Annotated in this window: 25 protein-coding genes and 1 pseudogene; 13 read left to right on the top strand and 13 right to left on the bottom strand. The window is 71.2% G+C overall.

The genetic code is table 11. The features are described from left to right. Nucleotides 1-58: 58 nt before the first annotated feature. On the bottom strand, nucleotides 59-592 hold the full coding sequence (locus ACFQO7_RS09550; protein ID WP_360531336.1) for a phospholipase: 534 nt from the start codon (nucleotides 590-592) through the stop codon (nucleotides 59-61). Between the two features lie 196 nt (nucleotides 593-788). Here ACFQO7_RS09550 and ACFQO7_RS09545 point away from each other — a divergent pair, with 196 nt between their 5' ends. Both ACFQO7_RS09545 and ACFQO7_RS09540 read left to right on the top strand, forming a co-directional pair. Then, nucleotides 789-1289 carry a SigE family RNA polymerase sigma factor gene (locus ACFQO7_RS09545; RefSeq protein ID WP_376806031.1) on the top strand — a complete coding sequence of 167 codons (501 nt, stop codon included), beginning with the start codon at nucleotides 789-791 and terminating at the stop codon, nucleotides 1287-1289. Continuing rightward, nucleotides 1286-2056 (top strand): hypothetical protein, encoded by a 771-nt coding sequence (locus ACFQO7_RS09540; RefSeq protein WP_376806030.1) that lies wholly within the window; start codon nucleotides 1286-1288, stop codon nucleotides 2054-2056. Before ACFQO7_RS09545 ends, ACFQO7_RS09540 begins: the two co-directional genes overlap by 4 nt. Nucleotides 2057-2141: 85 nt before the next feature. On the opposite strand, the gene ACFQO7_RS09535 is transcribed toward ACFQO7_RS09540, so the two are convergent. Continuing rightward, a complete protein-coding gene (locus ACFQO7_RS09535) occupies nucleotides 2142-3785 on the bottom strand; it encodes a glycoside hydrolase family 10-like protein (RefSeq protein ID WP_376806029.1) in 1644 nt (547 codons plus the stop codon). Between the two features lie 160 nt (nucleotides 3786-3945). Here ACFQO7_RS09535 and ACFQO7_RS09530 point away from each other — a divergent pair, with 160 nt between their 5' ends. Further along, the gene (locus ACFQO7_RS09530) at nucleotides 3946-5235 is read left to right on the top strand and encodes a hypothetical protein (protein WP_376806028.1); all 1290 of its coding nucleotides are present in this window, start codon (nucleotides 3946-3948) and stop codon (nucleotides 5233-5235) included. A gap of 63 nt (nucleotides 5236-5298) precedes the next feature. On the opposite strand, the gene ACFQO7_RS09525 is transcribed toward ACFQO7_RS09530, so the two are convergent. The 3 genes from ACFQO7_RS09525 to ACFQO7_RS09515 form a co-directional block, all read right to left on the bottom strand. Then, nucleotides 5299-6330 carry a 2-oxoacid:ferredoxin oxidoreductase subunit beta gene (locus ACFQO7_RS09525; RefSeq protein ID WP_376806027.1) on the bottom strand — a complete coding sequence of 344 codons (1032 nt, stop codon included), beginning with the start codon at nucleotides 6328-6330 and terminating at the stop codon, nucleotides 5299-5301. After that, on the bottom strand, nucleotides 6323-8155 hold the full coding sequence (locus tag ACFQO7_RS09520; protein ID WP_203691330.1) for a 2-oxoacid:acceptor oxidoreductase subunit alpha: 1833 nt from the start codon (nucleotides 8153-8155) through the stop codon (nucleotides 6323-6325). Before ACFQO7_RS09520 ends, ACFQO7_RS09525 begins: the two co-directional genes overlap by 8 nt. Nucleotides 8156-8412: 257 nt before the next feature. Continuing rightward, entirely contained in the window at nucleotides 8413-10170 is a 1758-nt protein-coding gene (locus tag ACFQO7_RS09515) for a SigE family RNA polymerase sigma factor (RefSeq protein WP_376806026.1), read from the bottom strand. 81 nt (nucleotides 10171-10251) lie between these two features. Between ACFQO7_RS09515 and ACFQO7_RS09510 the strand changes: the two genes are divergently transcribed. From ACFQO7_RS09510 to ACFQO7_RS09495, 4 genes are all read left to right on the top strand, one after another. Next, complete coding sequence (locus tag ACFQO7_RS09510; protein ID WP_203691242.1) at nucleotides 10252-10623, top strand: NADH-quinone oxidoreductase subunit A; 372 nt, start codon at nucleotides 10252-10254, stop codon at nucleotides 10621-10623. A gap of 140 nt (nucleotides 10624-10763) precedes the next feature. Then, nucleotides 10764-11321 (top strand): DivIVA domain-containing protein, encoded by a 558-nt coding sequence (locus ACFQO7_RS09505; RefSeq protein WP_376806025.1) that lies wholly within the window; start codon nucleotides 10764-10766, stop codon nucleotides 11319-11321. Next, entirely contained in the window at nucleotides 11318-11794 is a 477-nt protein-coding gene (locus ACFQO7_RS09500) for an SRPBCC family protein (RefSeq protein WP_360531363.1), read from the top strand. Before ACFQO7_RS09505 ends, ACFQO7_RS09500 begins: the two co-directional genes overlap by 4 nt. Before the next feature lie 98 nt (nucleotides 11795-11892). Next, nucleotides 11893-12510, top strand: coding sequence for a Uma2 family endonuclease (locus tag ACFQO7_RS09495; RefSeq protein ID WP_376806024.1), 618 nt, complete (start codon nucleotides 11893-11895; stop codon nucleotides 12508-12510). A gap of 7 nt (nucleotides 12511-12517) precedes the next feature. Here ACFQO7_RS09495 and ACFQO7_RS09490 read toward each other — a convergent pair whose 3' ends face one another. Beyond that, on the bottom strand, nucleotides 12518-13393 hold the full coding sequence (locus ACFQO7_RS09490) for a sterol desaturase family protein (protein ID WP_376806023.1): 876 nt from the start codon (nucleotides 13391-13393) through the stop codon (nucleotides 12518-12520). A 42-nt stretch (nucleotides 13394-13435) separates the two neighbouring features. Here ACFQO7_RS09490 and ACFQO7_RS09485 point away from each other — a divergent pair, with 42 nt between their 5' ends. Together ACFQO7_RS09485 and ACFQO7_RS09480 are read left to right on the top strand one after the other, a co-directional pair. Further along, the gene (locus ACFQO7_RS09485; RefSeq protein WP_376806022.1) at nucleotides 13436-14017 is read left to right on the top strand and encodes a DNA-3-methyladenine glycosylase I; all 582 of its coding nucleotides are present in this window, start codon (nucleotides 13436-13438) and stop codon (nucleotides 14015-14017) included. Between the two features lie 24 nt (nucleotides 14018-14041). Continuing rightward, nucleotides 14042-14230, top strand: a pseudogene (locus ACFQO7_RS09480) (hypothetical protein); the annotation flags it as partial. On the opposite strand, the gene ACFQO7_RS09475 reads toward ACFQO7_RS09480, so the two are convergent. Then, nucleotides 14227-15012, bottom strand: coding sequence for an enoyl-CoA hydratase-related protein (locus ACFQO7_RS09475; protein WP_376806021.1), 786 nt, complete (start codon nucleotides 15010-15012; stop codon nucleotides 14227-14229). The pseudogene ACFQO7_RS09480 and the gene ACFQO7_RS09475 overlap by 4 nt on opposite strands. Next, nucleotides 15012-15803 (bottom strand): PaaX family transcriptional regulator, encoded by a 792-nt coding sequence (locus ACFQO7_RS09470; protein WP_360531374.1) that lies wholly within the window; start codon nucleotides 15801-15803, stop codon nucleotides 15012-15014. The genes ACFQO7_RS09475 and ACFQO7_RS09470 overlap by 1 nt, the downstream gene beginning before the upstream one ends. 288 nt (nucleotides 15804-16091) lie before the next feature. On the opposite strand from ACFQO7_RS09470, the gene ACFQO7_RS09465 reads away from it, so the two are divergent. After that, nucleotides 16092-16259, top strand: a complete 168-nt coding sequence (locus ACFQO7_RS09465; RefSeq protein WP_120317235.1) for a DUF3117 domain-containing protein — start codon at nucleotides 16092-16094, stop codon at nucleotides 16257-16259. Nucleotides 16260-16540: 281 nt separating this feature from the next. Then, entirely contained in the window at nucleotides 16541-17995 is a 1455-nt protein-coding gene (locus tag ACFQO7_RS09460) for a leucyl aminopeptidase family protein (RefSeq protein ID WP_376806020.1), read from the top strand. Between the two features lie 84 nt (nucleotides 17996-18079). On the opposite strand, the gene ACFQO7_RS09455 is transcribed toward ACFQO7_RS09460, so the two are convergent. Then, nucleotides 18080-18694, bottom strand: a complete 615-nt coding sequence (locus tag ACFQO7_RS09455; RefSeq protein WP_360531380.1) for an O-methyltransferase — start codon at nucleotides 18692-18694, stop codon at nucleotides 18080-18082. Between the two features lie 81 nt (nucleotides 18695-18775). Between ACFQO7_RS09455 and ACFQO7_RS09450 the strand changes: the two genes are divergently transcribed. Continuing rightward, nucleotides 18776-20047 carry a S1C family serine protease gene (locus ACFQO7_RS09450; protein WP_203691226.1) on the top strand — a complete coding sequence of 424 codons (1272 nt, stop codon included), beginning with the start codon at nucleotides 18776-18778 and terminating at the stop codon, nucleotides 20045-20047. Nucleotides 20048-20111: 64 nt separating this feature from the next. Continuing rightward, entirely contained in the window at nucleotides 20112-20528 is a 417-nt protein-coding gene (locus ACFQO7_RS09445) for a twin-arginine translocase TatA/TatE family subunit (RefSeq protein ID WP_376806019.1), read from the top strand. Between the two features lie 191 nt (nucleotides 20529-20719). On the opposite strand, the gene ACFQO7_RS09440 is transcribed toward ACFQO7_RS09445, so the two are convergent. From ACFQO7_RS09440 to ACFQO7_RS09425, 4 genes are all read right to left on the bottom strand, one after another. Beyond that, on the bottom strand, nucleotides 20720-21862 hold the full coding sequence (locus ACFQO7_RS09440) for an Mrp/NBP35 family ATP-binding protein (RefSeq protein WP_376806018.1): 1143 nt from the start codon (nucleotides 21860-21862) through the stop codon (nucleotides 20720-20722). Between the two features lie 128 nt (nucleotides 21863-21990). Next, a complete protein-coding gene (locus ACFQO7_RS09435) occupies nucleotides 21991-22521 on the bottom strand; it encodes a DUF1003 domain-containing protein (RefSeq protein ID WP_376806017.1) in 531 nt (176 codons plus the stop codon). A 67-nt stretch (nucleotides 22522-22588) separates the two neighbouring features. Continuing rightward, the gene (locus ACFQO7_RS09430) at nucleotides 22589-23839 is read right to left on the bottom strand and encodes a magnesium transporter MgtE N-terminal domain-containing protein (protein ID WP_376806016.1); all 1251 of its coding nucleotides are present in this window, start codon (nucleotides 23837-23839) and stop codon (nucleotides 22589-22591) included. A 38-nt stretch (nucleotides 23840-23877) separates the two neighbouring features. Then, nucleotides 23878-24357, bottom strand: coding sequence for a hypothetical protein (locus tag ACFQO7_RS09425; RefSeq protein ID WP_376806015.1), 480 nt, complete (start codon nucleotides 24355-24357; stop codon nucleotides 23878-23880). Between the last annotated feature and the right edge of the window lie 97 nt (nucleotides 24358-24454).

Genomic DNA, 24454 nt, shown 5'->3' with positions numbered 1-24454 from the left:
GCAGCCTTCCCGGAGACGGATCGGGAAGCCTGCGCAGGAACCGCGGGAGCGGGCGTCGTCAGTCGTTCTCGGCGGCGCGGCGCAGCGCGTCGTCCTTGAGCTTCTGGGCCTTGGCGATGTCGGTCTGGCTCACCGCGCCGACACTGCCGAACTGCTTCACGGCCTGGTAGTAGGTCCAGGCGAGGCTGGTGCAGGCGGGCCGCACGACGACGTTGTACGTCGCGCACTTGCGCTTGAGGTCCTCGTAGAACGCGCTGTCGATGCGGGCCTTGTTCGCCGAGAACTGGCCCATCGCCTTGTAGTTGCGGTAGTTGAAGTCGTGCCGGTGGCAGGACAGCTTGAAGTCGAAGCCGAGCGGGTTGTCCGGGCTGCTGGAGCAGTAGTCGGTGCTCCAGTCGAAGGCGTACGCCGCCCACGCGCCCTGGTTCTGCCGCGCGCTGTTCCACGCGTTGTAGCTGCTGACGCTGGTCTGGCTCCAGCTGGACATCACGGAGAGCTTCTCGGCAGGGGTGACCGCCGCGGCCGGCGAGGAGATCGCGAGAACGGCGATCATCGCGGCTGCGGGGGCGAGCAGCATGCGCAGGCGGGACATGGCTTCACCTCGGCGAATAGGGTTCGTCAGGGGTTCAACGAGCCGGTGGCCCGATGCGGGGGTGAGCATCGGTGGAGCTGAATGTAGTCGTTGCGCCCATGTTTCGGAAGTGTTGATTTTTCAGGCGCTGCAAGGGGATGCAACCTCGCTGCCGGGCGCTTACGTCCCCTGCCTGGAGACGACGGGAAGGGACGATGTGAACCGCGAGGACGAACCGGAGTACCGGGAGTACGTGGCGGCCCGGCTGGAGAGCCTGCGGCGCATCGCGTTCCTGCTCTGCCACGACTGGCACGCCGCCGACGATCTGGTGTCGACGGTGCTGCTGAAGCTCTACCGGTCCTGGTCGCGGGTCCGCCGGGCGGACAACGTCGACGCCTACGTGCGCGGCATGCTGACCAACGCCTGGCTGGACGAGCGGCGGCGGCCGTGGCGGCGCGAGCGGCCGGAGGCGGTGCTGCCCGAGGTCGTGGCCGCACCGGACGAACCGGGGGACCGCAGCGGCATCGGCCGGCTGCTGCGCTCGCTCGGTCCACGGCAGCGGGCCGTGGTGGTGCTGCGCTTCTACTGCGACCTGTCGGTCGAGCAGACCGCGAGCCTGCTCGGCATCTCCGAGGGAACCGTGAAGAGCCAGTCGGCTCGGGGGCTCGAGACCCTGCGTGGCCTGGCAATCGAGGCGAATGCAGAGGGACGGCTATGAACGACTACCGAGACACCCTGGACGAGTACGTGGGCACCGCCCCGCGTACCGCCATCGACATCGACGACCTGGTCCACCGGGGCAGGCACGCCCAGCGGGGCCGCCGGATCGCGGCCGCCTCAGGGGGCCTGCTCCTGTCCGCGGCGGCGATCCTGTCGACGGTCAGCCTGCTCGGGACGGCAGCGCACGGGCCGCAGTTGCCGGTGGCGGCCTCCACGGCAGCTTCCGCGCCCGCGTCGGCGGAGACGCCGGACCAGCGGGCGCAGCGGCTGCTGGCGGTGCTCAAGGCGGCGATCACCCGGGAGGCACCCGGGGTGACCGGGTTGGAGACGCTGCGCCGGCAGATGTACGTGTGCGACCCGGGTGCGACGCCGCCCGCAAGGCTCGCCCCCTACGACGCCGCGACGTTCGACACGGCCTGCCCGGCCGATTCCAGGCTGCACCGGCTGCGCCTGGAGAACTTCGACTGGCTGGGGCAGCTCACCATCGGCGAGGTCACCACGTCGGTGCGCATCCACGTCGGCGCGGTTCCCGCCGAGGACCCGTCAGGCGAGCCGGAGCTGATGCCCGAGCTGGGGCGCAAACTGCCCGGTGGCGGTGCGGGGGTGCCCAGCGGGCCGGCCGTGGCGGTGATGTCCAGCGAGGTGGTGGTGCAGGCGGTGAAGCCGGACGGGACGCTGTTCTTCGTCGGGCACCCGGAGAAGCACACGCTGCCCTGGATCGAGCTGTGGAAGGCCGTGGCGGTGGACCCGGCGTTGCACCTCTGACGCATACGGGAAAGGGCACCCGCCGGGTCTCGGCGGGTGCCCTTCACTGACGAGCACGCGAAGGTGTGCGTGCGCTACCCCCGGATCAGGGGACGAAGCGGGCCGGGCTGGGCAGGCTCTCGTTGTAGAGCCGGTCCAGCGAGGTGACGAAGTACGTGTAGCGCTGGCCGGGCACCGCGGTGGTGTCCGTGAACTCCGTGCCCCGGGTCGTCGCGACCAGGTTCGTCGCGTCGGCGAAGTCGCAGGCGCTCGGCAGGATTCGCAGGCCGTTGACGCGGTAGACCGCGTACGACGCGGCGGTGCCGAAGGGGCCCGCCCCGTCGGCCAGCGGCTGCCACTTCAGCGCGATCCCGGCGTCGCTCCGGTCGGCCTTGGTGACGACCGGGAACAGCAGCGGCTTGCTGGGCAGGTGCGACATGGCCGGCACCAGGGCCGGCTTGCTGTAGTGGTCGGCGGCGTACACGTCGGTGGCGCCGATCCGGTTGGCCCGCACCTGCACCGCGCTGAAGTGCACGTTGCCCGCGACGTTGTAGTCACGGTTGAAGGTGAGGTGCTTGCTCATCTCGGCCGGGTCGAACCAGGCGGCCGGCTGCCCGGCCGTGGCGATCTTGTAATCGGCCTGGCCGATGTAGAGCTGCGTGTTCGTGCCCGCGACCACGTCGGACCACCACGGCACGAGCTTGGCGTAGTCGGCCACGGCCAGCCCGATGTTCCAGTAGATCTGCGGCACGATGTAGTCCAGCCAGCCCTCCTTGACCCACTTGCGGGTGTCGGCGAAGTTGGCGTCGTAGGACTGGGTGCCGTTGGTCTCCGAGCCCAGCGGGTCGGCGGCCTTGTTGCGCCAGATGCCGAACGGGCTGACCCCGAACTTCACCCACGGCTTGGCGGCCTTGACGCGCTGGCTCATCTCGTGCACCAGCAGATCGATGTTGTTGCGCCGCCAGTCCGCCTTGCTCGCGAAGCCGGCCCCGTACTGCTCGAAGGTGGCCTGGTCGGGGAAGTCCTGGCCGGCCGCCGGGTACGGGTAGAAGTAGTCGTCGAAGTGCACGCCGTCGATGTCGTAGTTCTCGACCGCGTGCATCATCGCGTCCTGCACGTACTGGCGTACCTCCGGGATGCCCGGGTTGTAGTAGAGCCGGCTGCCGGCCGCGTTGACCGGGTAGGCCAGCGCCCAGTCCGGGTGCACCCGCGCCGGGTGGCCGGGGGCGAGGTTGTTGACGTCGGTGCCCGCGCCCAGACCGCTGGCGCTGGTCGGCATGGAGATGCGGTAGGGGTTGAACCAGGCGTGGAACTCCAGGTTGCGGGCGTGCGACTCGGCGACCAGGAAGGCCAGCGGGTCCCAGCCCGGGCCGACATTGTCGCGCTTGCCGGTCAGCCACTCCGACCAGGGCTCGTAGGGCGAGGGCCAGAACGCGTCGGCGGTGGGGCGGATCTGCACCACGACGGCGTTGTGGTTGAGCCGCTGGGCGAGGTCGAGCCAGCCGCGGTACTCGGCCTTGAGCTCCTCCTCGGCCTTGCCGGGGGCGCTCGGCCAATCGATGTTGACTACGCTGGCGATCCACATCGCCCGCAGCTGCCGCTTGGGCAGGGCGGGGTTGAGCGTGCACTCCGTCGCGTCCGGCGTGGCCGCCGACGCGGAGGACAGCGGGTCTGCCTGCGCGCCGCCGGGCACCAGCAGCGCGCCGAGCAGCGCTGTCGCGGCCGCGGCCGCGATCAGTCTCATGCGCATGAGAATTCCTCCAGTAGCAATGTGCAGTCCGAAGAAAACTTTCATTCTCTGGCCAAGAACGCAAGTGGCTCGATGGGTACGGTTCCCGAGGACTTCTCATCTGCCGCTACCATCTGGCGGACGGTGACAGCGTGTCGCCGGCCACACGTGGGGAGTTGACATGTCCTACTCCGACTACGGTTCGCGTCGCGACGAGCCGGAGGGTCACCCGACGGACCCGTGGCGGCGTTCGGGCGGGGACGACGGGTACGGCCAGCCGCCGTCGGCCCCGACCTCCGGCACCAATGGCACATATCCCCAGCAATACGGCTATCCCCAGCAGAACAGTGGTTATCCACAGCAGTCGGGTTATCCACCGACCGGAGGTTATCCACAGGACGGCGGGTACGCCGGATCCGGCGGTTACGGCGGCGGGCAGGCTCAGCAGGGCCCTGGCGGATACCCCTCCCAGGGCGGATATCCGCAGGCAGGGGGCTATTCGCAGCAGGACCGGCCGGGTGCCCAGGGTGGTTATCCACAGCAGGGTGGGTACGGCCGCCAGGATGGCAGTTACCCACAGCATGGTGATGGTTACCCACAGCAGGGTGGCTACGGCCAGGGTGGATATCCACAGCAGGGTGGATACGGTGCACAGGCCGGTCAGGGCGGTTACCCGCAGCAGGGCGGTCATCCCCAGCAGCAGCCGTACGGTCAGCCCGCGGCCTACGGCAGGCCCGCGGGGCAGGGCGGCTACCAGGACGGCTACGCCCAGCAGGGCGGCTTTCTGGGCGACGCGAGCGTCGACGACGACCCCTTCGCCGGCCACGAGCCGCGCAGCAAGCGCCGCTACGAGCCCGACCCGCCGTACAAGAAGTCCCGCAAGGGCCTGTGGATCACGCTCGTGGTGCTGCTGGTGCTGTGCGGCGGCGGGGCCGGCGGCGGGTACTTCTTCCTCAAGGACTTCATCAGCGAGGCCGCGGACACGGTCGAGCAGGCCGCGAGCATCACCGTGAAGGAGCCGACGCAGCTCGGCGGGCGGGAGAAGAGCGCCGAGCCCGACCTGGTGAAGGCGGCCGACGAGCTGAAGACCCAGATCTCCAAGGAGATGCCCGGGGCGACCGCCTCCGTGGCGGCCTTCTACGGCGACGTGAAGTCCAAGAACATGGCGATGGTCTTCGCCATGGCGATGATCAATCCGAAGCCGGACGTGGCGCTCGACGAGTTCACCAAGTCGATGACCGAGGGCTCGAAGATCACCGAGCAGTGGGTCGCGGTCGAGCCGGGTCCGCTGGGCGGCATCGCCAAGTGCGCCGCGCTGACCATGGACAGCAGCCAGGTCGCGATCTGCGTCTGGGCCGACAAGGGCAGCCTGGGCTCGATCATGTACTTCGACAAGAAGGTCGCCGACGTGAAGGCCAAGTTCGCCGCCGAGCGCGGCCAGCTGGAGACCAAGACCGAGCCGGAGTCCTGAACCACGGCAGACGAAAACGCCGCCCGCGATCGGTCGCGGGCGGCGTTTCCGTGTGTCAGCCGACTACAGGATGGTCCAGGTGTCGCCGGAGTTGAGCAGGGCGGCCAGGTCGGCCTCGGGCTCGCCGGCCTTCGCCTTCGCCGCGTCGAGCTGGTTGCGCACCAGCTCGTCGTAGGACGGGCGCCGCACCGAGCGGAACACGCCCACCGGGGTGTGCCGCAGGTCCGGCCCGGCCAGCCGGGACAGCGCGAACGCGTACGCCGGGTCCTCGGCGTGGGCGTCGTGCGTGAGCACCTCGCCCGCGTCGACCTTGCCCGCCTCGCTCACGGCCAGGCCGAAGCTGCCCGCCGGGTGCGTGACCACGTGCGAGCCGTCCTTGCCGAACGTGATCGGCTGCCCGTGCTCCAGCCGGATCAGGTAGGCGTCGCGCGTCTCGGGGTCCTTGAGCACCTCGAACGCGCCGTCGTTGAAGATGTTGCAGTTCTGGTAGATCTCCACGAACGCCGAACCCTGGTGCTCGGCCGCCTGGCGCAGCACCGACTGCAGGTGCTTGCGGTCGGAGTCGATGGTGCGGGCGACGAACGAGGCCTCCGCGCCCAGCGCCAGCGAGATCGGGTTGAACGGCGCGTCCGAGGAGCCGGTCGGCGTCGACTTGGTGATCTTGCCGATCTCGCTGGTGGGCGAGTACTGCCCCTTGGTCAGGCCGTAGATCTTGTTGTTGAACAGCAGGATCTTGATGTTGACGTTGCGGCGCAGCGCGTGGATCAGGTGGTTGCCGCCGATGGACAGCGCGTCACCGTCACCGGTCACCACCCACACGGTCAGGTCCGGGCGCGACACCGACAGGCCGGTGGCGATCGCCGGGGCGCGCCCGTGGATCGAGTGCATGCCGTACGTGTTCAGGTAGTACGGGAAGCGCGAGGAGCAGCCGATGCCCGACACGAAGACCGTGCGCTCGCGAGGGATGCCCAGCTCGGGCAGGAAGGTCTGCATCGCGGCCAGGATCGCGTAGTCACCGCAACCCGGGCACCAGCGCACCTCCTGGTCGGACTTGAAGTCCTTCGCCGACAGCTGGACCGGCACCGCGTTAGACATTCTTGATCACTTCCTCGAGCATGGTCTCCAGCTGGGTGGAGGTGAAGGGAAGCCCGCGCACCTGGTTGTAGCCGACGACGTCGATCAGGAAGCGCGCCCGGATCACGTGGGCGAGCTGGCCCAGGTTCATCTCGGGGATGACCACCTTGTCGTACGACGCCAGCACCTCGCCCAGGTTCTTCGGCAGCGGGCTGAGGTGCCGCAGGTGGGCCTGCGCCACGTTCACCCCGCGCTGGCGCAGGGCCCGCGACGCCGCCCCGATCGGGCCGTACGTCGAGCCCCAGCCCAGCACCAGCACCTTCGCCTCGCCGGACGGGTCCTCGACCTCGATGTCCGGCACGTCGATCGCCTCGATGCGGGCGGCCCGGGTGCGCACCATGAAGTCGTGGTTGGCCGGGTCGTAGGAGATGTCACCGGTCTTGTCGGCCTTCTCCAGGCCGCCGATGCGGTGCTCCAGCCCCGGCGTGCCCGGCACGGCCCACGGCCGCGCCATGGTCTCCGGATCGCGCAGGTACGGGTAGAACTTGCCGTCCTCGCCGTTCGGGCCGCTCGCGTACTCGACGCGCAGGTCGGGCAGCTCGCTGATCTCCGGCAGCAGCCACGGCTCGGAGCCGTTGGCGACGTAGCCGTCCGACAGCAGGATGACCGGGGTGCGGTACTTCAGCGCGATCCGGCAGGCCTCGATCGCGGCGTGGAAGCAGTCCACCGGGGACTGCGCGGCCACCACCGCGACGGGCGCCTCGCCGTGCCGGCCGAACAGCGCCATGTTCAGGTCGGCCTGCTCGGTCTTGGTCGGCAGACCCGTGGACGGGCCGGCCCGCTGCACGTCCACGATCACCAGCGGCAGCTCCAGGGCCACCGCGAGCGATATCGTCTCGCCCTTGAGCGCCACACCCGGGCCGCTGGTCGTGGTGATGCCCAGCGCGCCGCCGTACGCCGCGCCCAGCGCGACGCCGATCGCGGCGATCTCGTCCTCGGCCTGCACCGTGGTCACGCCGAGCTTCTTGTGCTTGCTCAGCTCGTGCAGGATGTCCGACGCCGGGGTGATCGGGTAAGCCCCCAGCAGCACCGGCAGCTTCGCCTTCACGCCGGCGGCGACCAGGCCCAGGGCGAGCGCGGTGTTGCCGGTGATGTTGCGGTAGTTGCCCGGGGCCATCTGCGCCGGCGGCACCTCGTAGCGCACGGCGAAGCCCTCGGTGGTCTCGCCGAAGTTCCAGCCCGCGTTGAAGGCGGCCTTGTTCGCGGCGACCAGCTCGGGGCGGGCGGCGAACTTGCGCTCCAGGAAGTGCATCGTGGACTCGTGCGGCCGCGAGTAGAGCCAGCTCAGCAGGCCCAGCGCGAACATGTTCTTGGCCCGCTCGGCGTCCTTCTTGCTCACCGGGTGCTCGGCCAGCGCGCCGACGGTCATGCTGGTCAGCCCGACCTTGTGCACGTCCCAGCCGGCCAGCGAGTCGTCCTCCAGCGGGTTGCTGTCGTAGCCGACCTTGGCCAGGTTGCGCTTGGTGAACTCGTCGGTGTTGACGATGATCGTGCCGCCCTTGGGCAGGTCGGCGATGTTCGCCTTGAGCGCCGCCGGGTTCATCGCCACCAGCACGTTCGGCGCGTCGCCGGGCGTGAGGATGTCGTAGTCGGCGAAGGCGACCTGGAAGCTCGACACGCCGGGCAGTGTGCCGGCGGGCGCGCGGATCTCCGCCGGGAAGTTCGGCAACGTGGAGATGTCGTTGCCGAGCTGGGCGGTCTCCGACGTGAACCTGTCGCCGGTGAGCTGCATGCCGTCGCCCGAGTCACCCGCGAAGCGGATCACCACCCGGTCGAGCTGGTGGATCTCCTTGGCGGGATGCCCGTGCTCGCTGAGCTGCCCGGCCTGCCCGGCGCCCTCACGATGTTCGGCCACTGGACGCGACCTCCTGCTGGGGTGGTGTGCTGTTACGTCTCGATTAAGGTCAGCCTACGTCGGAGGTAGGGAATAGCGTTGACACGGCCCCCCCGGTGAATCCATGCGGAACGTGATAAAGACGACAGCACTTTGGGAGACGGGTCGCGCATATCACTGGTCCGTCCCACAGAGTGGCATCGCAGGGGCTATTCGGCGAAGGATGTGCCATTCCAGGCGTACGTCCGGTCCGCGCCGACGCCACCCGACGCCGGGCCGGACGAGACGTACAGGCCTTCGGCGGTCACCCGCCAGTGGCTGACGGTGTGCCCGGCGGGCGTCGGCACCCTGGCCACGGCCAGCCAGCCGTCCGGGGCGGTGTCGAAGACGACGAGGTTGTGCCCCGGCTGCACGTCGGACGTGGCATTCGGCGTGTCGTCGGGCGCGCACGCCACCAGCAGCACCAGATACGGCCGCCGGTTCCCCAGCAGCTGCGGCAGGTAGGGGCCGTTGGAGGGCGTGCCGGGCACCAGGCTCCACTCGCGGTCGCCGGCCGCGGCGACGCCCTCGGCGTCGAACACCGGCCGCACCGGCCCGCCCGGCGCGGGCAGCCCGGCGCAGTCCAGCCGGTCCGCGATGCCGGTCAGGTCCAGGCGGCGGCCCTCCACCGTCGGCAGGACCGGCGGGTATTCGCTCGACACGTCCTGCCCGGCGAACGCCTTGCCGGTCCAGCGGAACCCGTACGCCATGCCCATCAGGTAGTCCTGTGGCCCGGTGTGCCACGGGTGCATCTCGGTGTAGAGCACCTGGTCGGCCACCCAGACGCTGGTGAACAACGCGCCCCGCTCGCCCGGCAGGCCGAGCGCGCGCAGCGCCCCGTCCGTCGCCCGCTCCACGACCAGCAGGCGCGAGGAGCCGTCGCCGCTGTCCTCCTCGCCCGACAGGCAGTAGGCGTGCAGCACCGCCTCGGCCGCGCCGTCCCCGGTGAGATCGCCGTAGGCGGCCGGTTCTGGGCTCAGGTAGAACTGCGGCCAGCCGCCGCCGCTGGTGACGACCGGCTCCCCGGTGCGCCCGTCGACCTCGCGGAAGGTCAGCCGCCCGGAGGGACACCCGGGCGAGGCCGGGACGGTCACCACGGCCGTGCGCCAGTCGACGTCCAGGATCGGGTCTCCCGCGTCGACCGGGCGCACCGGTCCCGGGCTCGGCGGCGGCGCGCTGGGCAGGGACACGCTCACGCTCGGGCTCGGGGTCTGCGCCGGGGGTGGCGGCTGGTGCCCGCCGAACCGGATCACCTGCAGCGCGAACACCGCGACCAGCGCGCAGGCGGTCGCGGTCGCGGCGGCGATCGCCCCGCGACGGCGGCGTCGCCGCCGGTCGCCGCGCTGCCGCACGTCCTGCGGGGGCACCGGCTCGCCGCCGGCGCCCGAGTGCTCGCCCAGCAGGGCCGCCAGTTCGGTGCGCCCGCGGTGCAGCCAGGACTTGACCGTCCCGGCGGGCACGCCCATCTCCCGGGCCACCTCGGCCACCGGCAGGTCGACGAGGTGGTGCAGCACGATCGCCTGGCGCTGGTCCATCGGCAGCGCGCGCAGCGCGGTCACCAGTGCCACGTGCTCCGGATCCGCCGCCGGCACGTCGGTGGGGCGTTGGCGCACCAGGTGCGCGGCAGCCACCCTGAGGTTGCGCCAGCGGGATCGGGCCAGGTTGACGGTCACCCGGTACACCCATGCGGGCGGGTTGTCGTAGCGGGAGATCTCGGCCCAGCGCTGCCAGGCGCGGCAGTACGCCTCCTGGGCGAGGTCCTGTGCCTGCTCCCGGTCGCCGGTCAGCCCGAACGCGACGGCCACGGTGCCGGCGTAGTGCGCCTGGTAGAAGGCGTCGAAGTCGGCGGCGTCGAGGGCGCGCCGGGCAGCGGGTCGCGGCGTGCGGGCGGACAGCGGCGCGGGCGTCGCCGGGGGCGGGACGGACATCGTCATGCAGGGTCACACACGATGCCCCGCCGCCCGGTTGCATGAATCCCAACTGTTACCGCCAGACGTTAGGCTGCGGTCGTGAACGGTTACCTCGACGCGTACGCGACGGTGGCGTTGCTGCTGCTCGTCGGTGTGCTGATCATCGGTGGGGCGTACACGGCGAACCGGCTGCTGCGCCCTTCGCGGCCCAGCGCGGCCGAGGGCAAACTCGACACGTACGAGTGCGGCCTCGACCCGGTCGAGGGCGGCTGGGCGCAGATGCAGATTCGTTATTACGTCTACGCGTACCTGTACGTGCTGTTCGCCGTCGAGGCGGTCTTCCTGTTCCCATGGGCTGTCGTCTATGTCAAGGCGGGGCTCGCGGTGGTCGTGGAGATGGCCGTGTTCGTGGCCGTGCTGGCATTGGGCCTGCTCTACGCCTGGCGGAAGAACGCGCTGCGCTGGCTCTGACCGCGTCGCGCACCCCGGCATCCGCCCGCCCGGGTGCCGCCCTACCGGTCGGTAATGAGCCGGATGGATCCCGTGCCACGGGCCGGACAGCTCGGGTGGCAGGGTCGCGCTGGAGCGCCCTTCGTGCCACGATCGTGGGCATGGGCAACGTGCTGCTGCTGATCGTCGTCGCGCTCACCGTGGGCGCCGTGGTGTTCGGGGTGATGACGCTGGTCACCGGGGGTGACCCAGGTCTGGCGCCGGCCGAACCGGACGAGCGAGCCACTCCGCTGCCCGCCGACCGCCCGCTCGTCGAGGGCGACGTGTCCCGGGCGACGTTCGACCCGGCCTGGCGCGGATACCGGATGGCGCAGGTCGACCAGACGCTGCGCCGGCTGGCGTACGACATCGGCTACAAGAGCGAGCTGATCCAGGTGCTCGAAGCCGAGGTCACCGCGCTGCGCGAGGGCCGCGTCGAGGACGCCGACACGCTGGCCCGCGCCCGTGCCAGCGCGCTGGGCATGGTCACCGCGACCCCCGTCGACGAGAACACCATTGACGTCACTGACGAGACCCCCGCCGAGGACGCCGCCCCGGCCGAGCTCGACGCGACCGCCGAGCAGCCCGGCGACGGGCCCGCCGACGAGGTCGACCAGGAGACCGACCCGGCCACCGCCGTGGTGGACGAGGCACCGGCCGGCGAGCCGGTCCGGCGGTGACGGCGGGCGATCCCGCCGCGCCCGGCGCGGGTGAGGTCACCGCGACGATCATCGTGGCCGCGCCCGCCGAGCGGGTGTTCGCCGCGTTCATGGCGTGGGAGCGGCAGAGCGACTGGATCCCGCTGACCAAGGTGCGGGTGGTCGAGGGCGACGGCGGCGAGGGCACCGTGATCGAGGCGATCACCGTGGCCGGCCCGGCCGTGCTGCGCGACGAGATGCGCGTGGTCAAAGTGGACCCGCCGTACGAGGTGCGGGTCGTGCACCAGGGCAAGGTGCTTCGCGGTCCGGGCGTCATGCGGTGCACCCCGATGGCCGGCGACCGCACCCAGGTCGTCTGGCACGAGTGGTTCCACCTGCCCGGCGGTGTCGCGGGCCGGCTGGCCTGGCCCCTGCTGTGGCCCGGCTCCAAGGTCAGCCTCAAGCAGGCCCTCAAACGCTTCGCCAAGATGGTCGAGTCCGGCCGCCTTCCGTGAGTGAATTCTGAGCGGGGAAACTTTCTATCTGCGAAGTCTTCTATCGTGAGCCGTCGCGGTCGCCCTTGGCCGTGGTTATGACGACTTCCGGAGGAGACGTGACGAGTGCCGCCGCTGCTGAGCCCGCCCGGCTGCAGCCAGGTGTCCGCAGCTACACCGTCGCCGATCTTCGAACGCTCCCGGAAGGTAGCCCGCAGTGCGAGTTGATCGACGGGAGCATCATCGTGGCACCTTCTTCCACCGGCAGCCACAACTTGCTCAGGCGCTGGATCGCGCAGGTGTTGGAGGATGCCAATCCCGGCACTGAGTTCGTTGTCGGTACCGGCCAGCCTGTCACCATCGATGACCAAAACGAGCCCTGGCCCGACATCGTGGTCCATCCCGCCGCCTATCTCGACGACTCGCCTATCCCCGTCGCCGGGGTGCAACTCGTGGCGGAGGTCGTGTCGCCGACGTCTGCGCTGCGCGACACTGAAATCAAGCGACGGCCATACGCCCGTGCCGGTGTCCCGGTTTACTGGGTGATCGTCCAGGACCAGGATGCGGCCACCATCGCCTTGGCCGAGATGGCGCTTGAGGGCACTGAGTACCGGTACATCACGCACTACACAACCGGGTTGTTCCGCACCGAACAGCCATGGCCGGTCGAGATCGATCTGCCAGCCATGGCCATGCGGATGGCCCGTTATCGCAAGCCGTCCGCAGACGTGTCCTGATCCGAGGTCACTCGGCCCGAACGGGCTGCGGGGTGGGCTGCGCAGCCACCGCGCCGGGGGACCAGCCGGGGCCGCGGAGCAGGGTCGGCAGCCATTCGCGTACGCGGCGGGTGCGCAGGTCGCGGAAGATGGCGGCGTACTCGTGGTAGGCGACGCGCAGCGGGTTGTAGGTCGTGATGTTCTTGGTGAGGCCGTAGACCGGACGCTCGGTCTCCGCGGCGAACGAGCCGAACAGGCGGTCCCAGATGATCAGGATGCCGCCGAAGTTGCGGTCGAGGTAACCGCCCTGCGAGGCGTGGTGCACCCGGTGGTGCGATGGGGTGTTGAAGACGAACTCGTACGGCCGCCACATCTTGTCGATGCGCTCGGTGTGGATCCAGAACTGGTAGACCAGGTTGATGCCGCCGCAGAAAGCGGTGATCGCGGGGTTGACCCCGACCGCGGCCAGCGGCAGGTAGAACAGGAACCCGGTGAAGCCGGTCCACGACTGGCGCAGGGCGGTGGACAGGTTGAACGTCTGCGACGAGTGGTGCACCACGTGCGACGCCCACAGCAGGCGGATCATGTGGTGGCCGCGGTGCGACCAGTAGTAGCAGAGGTCCTGCGCGATGAGGAACAGCGGCAGCGCCCACCAGTGGAACTCGATGCGCAGCGGCGTGAGCAGGTAGATCGCGCTGGTGGCGGCGGCGGTGCCGATGCCCCAGAGCACGTCCCAGCCGAGGCTGCCCAGGCCCATGCTCAGGCTCGTCGCGGTGTCCTTGCCGCCGTAGCCGACCTCGTCGTCGTCGGGATGCAACCAGTAGGACACGCGTTCGAGGACCATGAGCAGAATGAACAGTGGCACCGAGTACAGCACCACCGGTGGAAAGGCCGGGAGCTCCATGGGTTCCGAAGGCTATTCGCGTTCGAGTAAGGGGGCAAGAGGGTGAGCGACCTCATCATCGGCGAGGACGGGCTGGCGCGCTGCGCGTGGTCAGCCGGAGCGCCGGAGTACCGCGCCTACCACGACCAGGAGTGGGGCACCCCGCTGCGCGGCGACGACGCGTTGTTCGAGCGGGTGAGCCTGGAGGCGTTCCAATCCGGCCTGTCGTGGATCACGATCCTGCGCAAGCGGCCCGCGTTCCGGGCGGCCTTCGCCGGGTTCCACCTGGAGAGCGTCGCCGCGTTCGGGCCGGCCGACGTCGAGCGGTTGCTGGGCGACGCCGGGATCGTGCGCAACCGGTCCAAGATCGAGGCGACGCTGCACAACGCGCGGGTCGCGCTGGAGCTGCCGGGCGGGCTGAGCGCACTGCTCTGGTCGTACGCCCCGGAGCCCGGCAGCCGCCCCCGCCCCGCCGGACGGGCCGACGTGCCCGCCACGTCCGCGGAGTCCACGGCGATGGCCAAGGACCTCAAGAAACGCGGGCTGCGTTTCGTCGGACCCACCACCGCGTACGCGCTCATGCAGGCCACCGGCATGGTCGACGATCACCTGGCAGGCTGCCACGTTGCCGCCCGAGCGCTGTGATGGGATGAACGAGTGAGCGGGAAGTGGCTGGTCAGTGTGGCGTTGCCGATCGAGGCGGAGTCGGCGGAGGAGGCGGTCCGGGAGTACTGGCGGTATGTCACCGAGCTGGGCCCGGACGAACTGCCCGCGTACGTGTCCCCGGCGGGGGACGAGCTGCAGATGACGGCGTACGTCACCGACGGCGTCGCCCCCCTCGACCCCGAAGAGGACTAGCGGCCCTCGAACACCGGCTTGCGCTTGTTGACGAAGGCGTCGGTGGACTCGCGGTGGTCGGCGGTGCCGCCCGAGCGCTGCTGCGCCGCCAGCTCGACGAGCAGGGCGTCGGCCAGGGTGCCGGTCGCGCCGTGCAGCAGCTCGCGCTTGATCTGGCCGTACGCCACGGTCGGGCCGGCCGCCAGCCGGGCCGCCAGCTCCTGCGCCGCCGGCAGCACCTGCTCGTCGTCCTCGGTGAGCCTGGTCAGCAGCCCGAGCCGCTGGGCCTCGTCGGCCTTCACCGGCTCGGCGAGCAGCAGCAGCTCGGCGGCCTTGGCCGCGCCGACCATGCGGGGCAGGGTCCACGATACGGCGGTGTCGGCGGCCAGGCCCACCCGGGCGAAGGCCATCAGGAACGACGTCGACGGGCCGCCGATGCGCAGGTCGGACAGGAACGCCAGGCCCGCGCCCGCGCCCGCGGCCGGTCCGCGTACCGCCGCGATCACCGGCTTGGGCAGCTCGGCCAGGGCCAGGGCCAGCGGGTTGTAGTGCTTCTCGACCGTGTCCAGGGGAGCCTTGCCGCCCATCGCGGCCATGTGCTCGCGCAGGTCCTGCCCCACGCAGAAGCCCCGGCCCGCCCCGGCCAGCACCACCGCGCGGCACGCCGGGTCGTCGGCCAGCTCCAGGAACGTCTCCCGCAGCGCCTCCTTGAGCGCGATGTCGAGGGAGTTGAGCGAGTCGGGGCGGTTCATGGTGACGGTGACGACGCCCTCGGCGCGGTCGACGAGCAGCGGTGCGGACATCAGCTCTCCCTGAGGCAGTGGTCGACGAAACGGTCGGCGGCGGGCCGCAGCCGGGCGGCCTGCCGGTCGAAGAAGGCGGCCGCGGCGGTGCCCGGCCAGTCCGGCGGCAGCAGCGAGGCGGGCAGCTGCGGGTCGCGGAACAGGAACGCGCGCCAGGCGTGCACCAGGGCGCACCGGGCCGCGTACGCGGTGCGGTCGTCGGCCAGCCGGGTGATCGCGCCGACCACCGGCGTGAGCTGTGCCACGAACCCGGCGTACGAGGCGCCCACGGCCGGCACGTTCCACGCTCTCATGATCAGTTCGCGGGCACCGGTATCCCCGCCGGTGTGCGCGGCGGAGAAGCGCTCGAAGCGCACGCCGGCGTCGGCCAGCAGCTGGTCGACCTCGCCCGCAGGCCGGGCGGCGAGCCAGACGCCGGTCTCCAGCCGCCCGTAGCCGAGGAAGGTCAGCTCGGCGGCGAGCCGGTCGCGCTCGGTGCGTGCTTCCGGGGCGGAGATCACCAATAGGTCGAAATGCCCGTCCCAGGAGCTGCGGCCGGTCCGGTAGATGCGGGCGGCGGCCTCGTCGAGTCGGCGGACGGCTCGCGGGGTGAGCTGGTAGCCCGGTCCGGCGGGCAGTCGCACCGGGGCGAGCCATCCTTGTCGCACCATGCGGGACACCGCGGTACGTACCGCCGGTGCGGCGATTCCCAGCGGCGCGAGCAGCCGGATCAGGGCCGCGATGGTGGCCCGGCCACCACGTTGCCGCAGGTGATCGCCGTAGAGGTCGAAGAGTGCGGAACGGGCCTGCATGAGGGGTGATTGTGACAGATGTGAACTGTGCTGGCGAGATGATGTCACACCGTGACCGGCCCGGTTTGGGCTTAGCGGAGTCCATCAGGGAAAATCATTGGTCGGCACCCGTTCGTGTGGCCCCACCCAACCACACGCGGTGTGCCGGACGGCGTACGAAGACGGCGCGTCGCGGGCAGGCTGCATCGGCAGCCGTCGCGAGGTTTCGTCGGCGGAGCAGGCGGGGAGACCCGCCAAGTCTTGCATTCCACCCGGGTGCAGGTCTGGCAAGTCTGAGGGGAGACACACATGGCGGCGATGAAGCCGCGGACGGGCGACGGTCCGCTGGAGGTCACCAAAGAGGGCCGGGGAATCGTCATGCGCGTGCCGCTGGAAGGCGGCGGGCGGCTTGTGGTGGAGATGACACCAGACGAGGCCACCGCTCTCGGCGAGGCCCTCAAACTGGCCGTCGGCTGACATCGGGACCGGCCGGGCGATAACCCGGCCGTCCAACCCATCCCTCCCGGCATCACGTGCCACGCCCCACGCGTGGTGCGCGGCCACCACACCCCCATTGCATCACCCACTCCTGACCAGCGGGACCGTGCCCTGGACCCCGGTATGTCGCGCGGCGGCGCGCCTACACCGGGGCGGCACGGGCCGCACCTCCGTCGCGGTCGGCGCCGGAGGTGGCGCGATAGGGTCAGGCGGTCGGCGGCCGGTGGGGCGTCGGCGGCACAGCCAGTGAAGGGGCAGGGATGATCTCGATTCGACTGGACGGCGCGGCGGATCTCGCCGGAACCGTCGCGTGCCCGGTGGGCACCGCCGAGGGCGACTCCGCGGCGGGCACACCGCTCGCGATGCTGCCCTCCGACGTCGCCGCCGAGGTGGCCGCATTCCTCGCCGCGACCGAGCACAAGGGCTCGGCCGGCGCGCTCCAGACGCTGCCTCGGCCGCTGCGCGAGCCGTCGAAGGTGCTGCTGGCCGGGGTCGGCTCCGGTGACGAGGCGGGCTGGCGAGCGGCCGGCGCCGCGCTGGCCCGTGCCGCGGCCAAGGAGTCCGGGCTCACCGTGCTCGCTCCCGCCGACCTGACCGACGCCGCGCTGCGCGGCCTGGCCGAAGGCCTGTGGCTGGCGTCGTACCGGTTCCGCGTCGCGCAGGAGAAGCCCGAGGCCGCGCCGAAGCTGGCCGAGGTCGTCGTCGCCGTCGAGGCCACCCCCGAGCGGGCGGCCGCGCTCGCGGCGACCCGCATCGTGGCCGGGCACACCCGGTTCGCCCGGGACCTCACCAACACCCCCTCGCTGACCAAGACGCCGGAATGGTTCGTACGCCAGGTGCGTGAGCGGGCCGGCGACGGGGTGACCGTCACCGTGCGCGAGCGCGAGCAGTTGGAGGCCGAGGGCTTCGGCGGCATCCTCGCCGTCGGCGGCGGCTCGGTGAACGAACCCCGCCTGCTGGAGCTGAGCTGGTCGCCCGCGGACGCGACGACGCACGTGGTGCTGGTCGGCAAGGGCATCACGTACGACACCGGCGGCATCGACATCAAGCCCAACGACGCCATGCAGCTGATGCGCAAGGACATGGGCGGCGCGGCCGCGGTCGTCGGCGCGCTGCTCGCCGTCGCCGACCTGGGCCTGCCGGTGCGGGTCACCGCGCTCGCCCCGCTGGCCGAGAACATGGTCTCCGGCAGCGCCTGGCGCTCCGGCGACGTGGTCACCCACTACGGCGGCCTCACCTCCGAGGTGCGCAGCACCGACGCCGAGGGCCGGGTCGTGCTCGGCGACGCCATGGCGTACGCGGTGGAGAACCTCGGCCCCGACCTGCTGATCGACCTCGCCACGCTGACCGGGGCCTCCCGGATCGCGCTCGGCAAGAAGACCGCCGCCCTGTTCAGCGCCAACGAGGAGTTAATCGGCGGCTTCACCGCGGCCGGTGCCGCGGCCGGGGAGCCGGTGTGGCGGCTGCCGCTGGCCGAGGAGTACGCCGGGGACGTGTCGTCCGACATCGCCGACCTGGACAACGCGGCGGGCAACCCGGGGACCATCACCGCGGCGCTCTACCTGCGTGAGTTCGCGGGCAGCCTGCGCGACCGGTGGGTGCACATCGACATGTCCTCGCCGGCCTGGTCCGCGTCCCCGGACGCCGAACTCACCAAGGGTGCGACCGGCTGGGGCGTACGCACCCTCGTCCGCTGGCTCACCACCGTCGTCTGACGCTCTCCCCTGCGACAACTCTTAAAGACTTGCGGCCTCCGAGTCACTCGGAGGCCGCAAGTCTTTAAGAGTTGCGAACGGGGGTCAGGCTTTGACGGCGCTGAGGAGGCCCTCGCCGAGGGGGAGCAGGGCGGGGTGCCAAAGGTCGCTGTCGCGCACGGCGTACGCCAGGTCGCGGACCGTGAAGACGTCGCGGCCGCTGGTCAGGACGCCGTGCAGGACCACGACGCCGCCGGGCCGCAGTAGCCGGGCGGCGGCCTCCATGAACGCGGCGTACTCGGTCGGGTCGGCGTCGACGAAGATCAGGTCGTAGGCGCCGTCGGCGAGCCGGGGGAGCACCTCCAGCGCCCGGCCGGTGATCACCCGGGCCCGGGAGGCGGAGAAGCCGGCCTCGGTGAACAGCCGCCGCGCCATGCGCTGGTGCTCGGACTCGCGGTCGATGGTGGTCAGCACGCCGTCGGCGCGCATCCCGCGCAGCAGCCACAGGCCGCTGACCCCGGTGCCGGTGCCGATCTCGACGACCGCTTTCGCGGCACAGGCTCCGGCCAGCATGCGCAGTGCCGCGCCGACCGCCGGCGCGACCGGCTGCAGGCCCACCTCGACGGCCAGTCCGCGGGCCGTCTGCGCGATCACGTCTTCGGGGACGAACGACGCGATGAAGTCGCCTGCGCTACCGGGCTGGCGATGCAGCGTCGTCATGGGGCACCTTCCGTGAACAGTGATTTTTCACGTTGAAACCGTGCCATCCTGAAACCGGGAACGGGACGGAGGGCTGGTTCAGTGACCGACGGCTGGGGTTATCGCCGGCCGGATGACGACGACTGGACGGCAGCGCAGCAGACGCCGCCGGCCGTCGCACCTCCGGCGTCGTTTTGGTGGTCCGATGCGCTCAACGATCCGTGGCGCGATCCGCACTCGCCGGTGGCGCTCGTGCCACCCGCCGAGCGCGCGCACGCGCCCGAGCCGGAGCCGTTGGCCGAGCCCGACCATACCCGACGTCGTACGTTGTGGACAGTCGCCGGAGCGGCCGTCCTCGCGGGCGTACTGGCCGGGGTGCTCGGCGGAGCGATGGGCGTGCGGTTCAGCGACGACCGCCAGACCGCCCGCTCGATCCTCGGTTCGACCGCCTCGCCGCCGCAGCGAGCCCCCGAGTCGCTGGCCGCCGTGGCCAGCCTGCTGCTGCCCAGCGTGGTCACCGTGCGGGTGCCGGTGGACGGCAGCGTGTCGCTCGGCTCGGGCTTCGTGGCCAGCGCCGACGGCCACATCATCACCAACGACCACGTGGTGTCCGGCAGCTCCGGCGTGGTGAGCGTCATATTCGACGACGGCACCAGCTCCCCGGCGAAGGTGATCGGCTCCGACCCCGAGTCGGACGTCGCGGTCCTCCAGGTCAAGCGGCCCGAGCTGCACCCGGCGATGCTGGGCGACTCCGACGCGGTCGCGGTGGGCGACGCCGTGGTGGCGATCGGCTCGCCGCTGGCGCTGCGCGGCACCGTCACCGCGGGCATCGTCAGCGCCCTGGACCGCCCCATCGCCACGGACGCTGAGAACGGCACGACCAGGTACTACGCCGCGATCCAGACCGACGCCGCGGTCAACCACGGCAACTCGGGCGGCCCGCTGGTCGACGCCGCGGGCCAGGTCGTCGGCATCAACGCCGTGATCAAGTCGATGGCGGGCAGCGAGGAGTCGGCCGGCAACATCGGCCTGGCCTTCGCCATCCCGATCAACCACGCCCGCCGGGTCGCCGAGGAGATCATCTCCGCGGGCCGGGCACACCGTACGGTGATCGGCGCGGAGGTCGAGGAGTCGTTCCGCGGCCCGGCCGGCGGGGTGCGCCTGGGCGAGGTGACGGCCACCGGACCGGCCGCCGAAGCGGGCCTGCGCACCGGTGACGTGGTGACCAGCTTCGACCGCCGGCCGCTCAGCGAGCCTACGGACCTCATCGCACTTGTGCGGAAAACTGCACCGGGTGAGGTGGTCGAAGTGACCTACAAACGCGGGTCTACCAGCCATAACGCTGCCGTGACACTCGTCGCTGACGCCGACTGAGGGGTGGCCTGTCCGGCCGTCGCACACGTACCCTTGCGACGGCGGCCACAGTCGGGAGGTAGCGGTGTTCGAGAACCTGGGCACACCGGAGTTCATTGCGCTCCTGCTGCTCGCGCTGTTGATCTTCGGCGAGCGGTTGCCCAAGGTCATCAGTGACGGCATGCGGATGCTGCGCGGGCTGCGCGCCATGGCGACCAACGCCACCGGCGACCTGAGCAAGGAACTCGGCACCGACATCAAGCTCGAGGACCTCAACCCGAAGGCGTTCGTCCGCAAGCACCTGCTCAGCGAGGAGGACGAAGCCGCCCTCCGCAAGCCGCTGACCGGCATGTACGACGAGCTCCGGGGCGAGCTGAACAACGCCGGCAAGCTGGCCGCCGAGACCAAGGCCAACGTCAACGCCATGGCCTCCGCCACCCCCACCGGCGCATCCTCGACCCCGTCGACCCCCATCGCGGCCCGCTTCGACGACGCCACCTGACCCACCCCGCCCTACCCGGCACCGGAGCACCCCGCCCCTGCGGGCCGGGGCGTCCCCACCCCTACGACAACTCTTAAAGACTCGCGGCCTCAGGAGCGTTCTGAGGCCGCGAGTCTTTAAGAGTTGCGCTAGGCGTGCGCGCCAGGCGGGAGGCCCGGCGCTGGCGCGCCGAGGTGGGCGCGGGGCCGGGGTCAGCGCTTGGCGGGGGAGAGGCCGAGGGACTTGCCGACGAGGGACTCGCGGCGCAGGGCCAGGCGGTCGGCGATGGCGTTGAGGGCCTTGCCGGCGGGGGAGTCCGGACCCGCGAGCACGGCGGGGACGCCGTCGTCGCCGGCTTCGCGCACGCCGGTGTCCAGCGGGATCTGGCCCAGCAGCGGCACCGACGCGCCCGTGAGACGGGTCAGCGAGTCGGCCACGGTCTGCCCGCCGCCGGCCCCGAAGACCTCCATCTTGCTGCCGTCGGGCAGTTCGAGCCAGGACATGTTCTCGATGACGCCGACCAGGCGCTGGTGGGTCTGCATGGAGATCGCGCCCGCACGCTCGGCGACCTCGGCGGCCGCGGCCTGCGGGGTGGTGACGACCAGGATCTCGGCGGTCGGCAGCAGCTGGGCCAGCGAGATGGCGATGTCGCCGGTGCCCGGGGGCAGGTCGAGCAGCAGCACGTCCAGGTCGCCCCAGTAGACGTCGGCGAGGAACTGCTGCAGGGCGCGGTGCAGCATCGGCCCGCGCCAGACGACGGCGGCGTTGCCGCTGGTGAACATACCGATGGAGATGACCTTCACGCCGTGCGCCTGCGGCGGCATGATCATGTCTTCGACCTGGGTGGGGCGGCCCTGCACGCCGAGCATGCGAGGCACCGAGTGGCCGTAGATGTCGGCGTCGACCACGCCGACGGACAGGCCCCGGGCGGCCAGTGCCGCGGCCAGGTTGACGGTGACGCTGGACTTGCCGACGCCGCCCTTGCCGGAGGCGACCGCGTACACGCGGGTGCGGCTGCCGGGCTGCGCGAACGGGATGACCGGCTCGGCCGCGGCGTTGCCGCGCAGCCGCTTCTGCAGGTCCTGGCGCTGGTCCGGGCTCATCACGCCGAAGTCGATCTCGACCGAGGCCACCCCGGCGACGGTCTTCGCGGCCGCCGTGATGTCGGTGCGCAGGGTGTCCTTGAGGGGGCAGCCGGCGACGGTGAGCAGGATGCGGACGTACGCCACACCCGCGTCGACCTTCACCGACTCGACCATGCCGAGCTCGGTGATGGGACGCTTGATCTCCGGGTCGTTCACGGAGCCGAGCGCGGCCAGGACTGCCTGGTCGTCGGCGTGCACAGCGGTGGACATGGGCCCATGCTACCCGCGGCATCGATCATGACCGCGGAACGCGGGGACCGGGTGGTACGCGCAACATTCTCGCAACCCGTTGCCCCGGTTCGCCCGATCGTGGGACCATCAGACGAACCAGCCGCGCGTCATGCCCCTTGCGACGCGCGGCTCTTCTTTTCCTTGCGCTCGGCCTTCTCCTGCTGGTGCCGCCGGTTCGCCGCGTCGTCCAGCTCCTCGGCCAGCTTGAGCAGCTCCGAGCGGATGTAGTCGCGGGTCGCCACCTCGCCCAGCGCCATGCGCAGCGACGCGATCTCGCGGGCCAGGTACTCCGTGTCGGCCTTCTGCGCCTGGGCGCGGCGGCGGTCCTCGTCGAGGGTCAGCCGGTCGCGGTCGGCCTGGCGGTTCTGGGCGAGCAGGATCAGCGGTGCGGCGTACGACGCCTGGGTGCTGAAGAACAGGTTGAGCAGGATGAACGGGTACGGGTCCCACTGCAGCCCGAACACGCCCACCAGGTTGATCAGGATCCAGACGATCACGAAGACCGTCATGTAGACGAGGAACTTCGCGGTGCCCATGAACCGGGCGAACTTCTCCGCGAAGTTGCCGAACGCGTCGGGGTCCCAGCGAGGCAGGCGGATGGTGCGCGGCTCCCGCGGCTGGTCCAGACGATCGCTCATGCCCCCTCCTCGCTGCGCTCGTCGGTGGCATGCCTGCTGAACCTGCTGATTCGCTCGCGAAGCTCGCTCATGTGGTGCGGTCCGCGGCGCGTTCCTGCTCGCGCCAGTCCCGCGGCAGCAGGTGGTCGAGCACGTCGTCCACGGTCACCGCGCCGACCAGCCGGTCGGTCGAGTCCACCACCGCGATCGCGACCAGGTTGTAGGTCGCCATCCGCCGGGTGACGTCGGCCAGCGGCAGGCTCGGCGACAGCGGCGTGATGTCGCGCTCCAGCACTCCGCCGAGCAGGTCGCCGGGCGGTTCGCGCAGCAGCCGCTGGAAGTGCACCACGCCCAGATAGCGCCCGGTCGGCGTGTCGATCGGGGCTCGGCACACGAACACCTGCGCGGCCAGCGCCGGGGACAGGCTCTTCTCCCGGATGCGGGCCAGCGCGTCGGCGACGGTGGCGTCCGGGGTCAGGATCACCGGCTCGCTGGTCATCATCGCGCCCGCGGTGTTCGGCCGGTACTGCATCAGGGCCCGCACCGGCGCGGACTCCTCCGGCTCCATCAGGTCCAGCAGCAGGGCCCGCTCGGTCGGCGGCAGCTCGGCGAGCAGGTCGGCGGCGTCGTCGGCGTCCATCTCCTCCAGCACATCGGCGGCGCGCTCGCGGTCCAGCCGGGCCAGGATGTCGACCTGGGCGTGTTCGGGCAGCTCCTCCAGGACGTCGGCCAGCCGCTCGTCGTCCAGTGCCGCGGCGACCGCGTGCCGGCGCTGGTCGGGCAGGTCCTGGAGTGCGTTCGCGAGGTCGGCCGGGCGCATCTTCTCCAGCACCGACAGCAGCGCTCCGGTGCCCTGCAGCGCCCCCGCGTCGACGAGGCCGGTCAGCTCGTGCCACTCGAACTGGTGCAGCTGGCCGCGCCGGCTCAGCCGGCTGGTGACGTCGCGTACGGCGACGCGCCCGAGGTTCCACTGCCCGGCGCGGTCGGACTCCATGGCGACGTCCACCACGGTGGCGGGGGTGCCGTTGGGCGTGGTGATGCGCCGGTCGAGCAGGTCGGCGAGCACCATCAGCTCGACCGGGCCCTTCTGGAAGCGGCGCAGGTTGATGGTGCCGGAGCCGAGCACCACACTGTCGGCGTCGATCGAGGTGACCCGGGCGATCGGCAGGAAGATCTGCCGCCGCAGCGGCATCTCCGCGACCAGTCCGACGACCGACGGCGGGCCGTCCGGGCGCAGCCGCGCGACGGCGTCACGCACCCGGCCCACCTGGTCGCCGTTCGGGTCGTAGACGGGCAGACCTGCGAGCCGGGCGACGAAGACCCTGGTCAGCGTGGCCATATTCGCATGGTATGCGTATTTCTCACATCGGTTGGGTGTTATCGACGGCGGACCCGGTGCAGCCGGAACGGCTTGCGGGTCGCGTTGGTCGCCGCGCTCGGCCGGGGCTCGGCCCGCCCCGACTCGTCGCCCGCGGGCACCGGGTCGCCGGCCGGCGTGAGCGCCACCAGAGCGCACTCCCGGCCCCAGCGCTCGGCGAGCGCCTCCGCGGTCCCCGGCGAGTTGAGCCGCTTGCCGGCCAGCGTCACCGCGACCGCGTCCCACAACTCGCCACCTGGCTCGATCCGCTGCACCTGCGCCGGATAGGTCACCACCGCCCCGCCGTGGTCGCCGCGCAGCGTCACCGTCGCGGCCGCCGCCTCCGCCAGGCCCGGCAGCTCCTGCTCGCCCGGCCCGACCACCACGTGCAGCCGCCCGTCCTGCGGCAGGCACCATACGGCGTACGCCGGCCCGCCCCCCACCGACACCCACGCGACCGCCGCCTTCTTCGCGGCCTCCTCCACCAACGGATGCGTCATGCCGCCCATCCTCCCACCCAAAGGAAGGGCACCTTGCCATCGCTATCCGTAGAGGAAGGGCACCTTCTTGACGCCCCACCCGCCCCGGCCTGCATCG

This window comes from Catellatospora aurea (genome assembly GCF_042663325.1).
GTDB classification, from domain to species: domain Bacteria; phylum Actinomycetota; class Actinomycetes; order Mycobacteriales; family Micromonosporaceae; genus Catellatospora; species Catellatospora aurea.
Note: the sequence above shows the minus strand (reverse complement) of the source record. Positions and strands in the feature narration are given on the sequence as shown.

What these genes read in the sequence shown, in the direction of transcription:
- ACFQO7_RS09550 (WP_360531336.1), bottom strand. Translation starts at nt 592, where the DNA reads ATGTCCCGCCTGCGCATGCTGCTCGCCCCCGCAGCCGCGATGATCGCC.
- ACFQO7_RS09540 (WP_376806030.1), top strand. Translation starts at nt 1,286, where the DNA reads ATGAACGACTACCGAGACACCCTGGACGAGTACGTGGGCACCGCCCCG.
- ACFQO7_RS09535 (WP_376806029.1), bottom strand. Translation starts at nt 3,785, where the DNA reads ATGCGCATGAGACTGATCGCGGCCGCGGCCGCGACAGCGCTGCTCGGC.
- ACFQO7_RS09530 (WP_376806028.1), top strand. Translation starts at nt 3,946, where the DNA reads ATGTCCTACTCCGACTACGGTTCGCGTCGCGACGAGCCGGAGGGTCAC.
- ACFQO7_RS09525 (WP_376806027.1), bottom strand. Translation starts at nt 6,330, where the DNA reads ATGTCTAACGCGGTGCCGGTCCAGCTGTCGGCGAAGGACTTCAAGTCC.
- ACFQO7_RS09515 (WP_376806026.1), bottom strand. Translation starts at nt 10,170, where the DNA reads ATGTCCGTCCCGCCCCCGGCGACGCCCGCGCCGCTGTCCGCCCGCACG.
- ACFQO7_RS09505 (WP_376806025.1), top strand. Translation starts at nt 10,764, where the DNA reads ATGGGCAACGTGCTGCTGCTGATCGTCGTCGCGCTCACCGTGGGCGCC.
- ACFQO7_RS09490 (WP_376806023.1), bottom strand. Translation starts at nt 13,393, where the DNA reads ATGGAGCTCCCGGCCTTTCCACCGGTGGTGCTGTACTCGGTGCCACTG.
- ACFQO7_RS09475 (WP_376806021.1), bottom strand. Translation starts at nt 15,012, where the DNA reads ATGTCCGCACCGCTGCTCGTCGACCGCGCCGAGGGCGTCGTCACCGTC.
- ACFQO7_RS09470 (WP_360531374.1), bottom strand. Translation starts at nt 15,803, where the DNA reads ATGCAGGCCCGTTCCGCACTCTTCGACCTCTACGGCGATCACCTGCGG.
- ACFQO7_RS09465 (WP_120317235.1), top strand. Translation starts at nt 16,092, where the DNA reads ATGGCGGCGATGAAGCCGCGGACGGGCGACGGTCCGCTGGAGGTCACC.
- ACFQO7_RS09460 (WP_376806020.1), top strand. Translation starts at nt 16,541, where the DNA reads ATGATCTCGATTCGACTGGACGGCGCGGCGGATCTCGCCGGAACCGTC.
- ACFQO7_RS09455 (WP_360531380.1), bottom strand. Translation starts at nt 18,694, where the DNA reads ATGACGACGCTGCATCGCCAGCCCGGTAGCGCAGGCGACTTCATCGCG.
- ACFQO7_RS09440 (WP_376806018.1), bottom strand. Translation starts at nt 21,862, where the DNA reads ATGTCCACCGCTGTGCACGCCGACGACCAGGCAGTCCTGGCCGCGCTC.
- ACFQO7_RS09435 (WP_376806017.1), bottom strand. Translation starts at nt 22,521, where the DNA reads ATGAGCGATCGTCTGGACCAGCCGCGGGAGCCGCGCACCATCCGCCTG.
- ACFQO7_RS09430 (WP_376806016.1), bottom strand. Translation starts at nt 23,839, where the DNA reads ATGGCCACGCTGACCAGGGTCTTCGTCGCCCGGCTCGCAGGTCTGCCC.
- ACFQO7_RS09425 (WP_376806015.1), bottom strand. Translation starts at nt 24,357, where the DNA reads ATGACGCATCCGTTGGTGGAGGAGGCCGCGAAGAAGGCGGCGGTCGCG.